Source organism: Ruminococcus sp. MCC718, from assembly GCF_018783905.1.
Classification (GTDB): Bacteria; Bacillota; Clostridia; order Lachnospirales; family Lachnospiraceae; genus Hominisplanchenecus; species Hominisplanchenecus faecis.
The window spans coordinates 1-211 of record NZ_WQNP01000141.1 but is presented as its reverse complement, the minus strand read 5'-3'; the positions used below and the strand labels follow the sequence as shown (position 1 = coordinate 211).

At 42.2% G+C, this 211-nt stretch carries 1 protein-coding gene; it reads left to right on the top strand.

Annotated features, from left to right (window positions below):
- The coding region (locus GPK60_RS11920) for a hypothetical protein (RefSeq protein WP_215660293.1) at positions 1–195 on the top strand (195 nt) is incomplete at its 5' end.
- Between the last annotated feature and the right edge of the window lie 16 nt (positions 196–211).

Here is a 211-nt window from a genome sequence, read left to right as displayed (position 1 = left end):
CGCAAACCTCACGACGGAAGCCTTGCTACCGTCAGAGCGATTTGTTTTCGAATTCATCATGGCTGTATTATTTTACGCACCATGTTTTACAATGCAGTTCGTCTGCACATTGCCAAAAGCTCCTGGCCTGTCAGTGAGTGCTTAAGCGAAAAGCTTTCTCAAGCCAAAATACAGAACATTAAAAAGCAGAAGTAAAGTAACGAAAATTTGC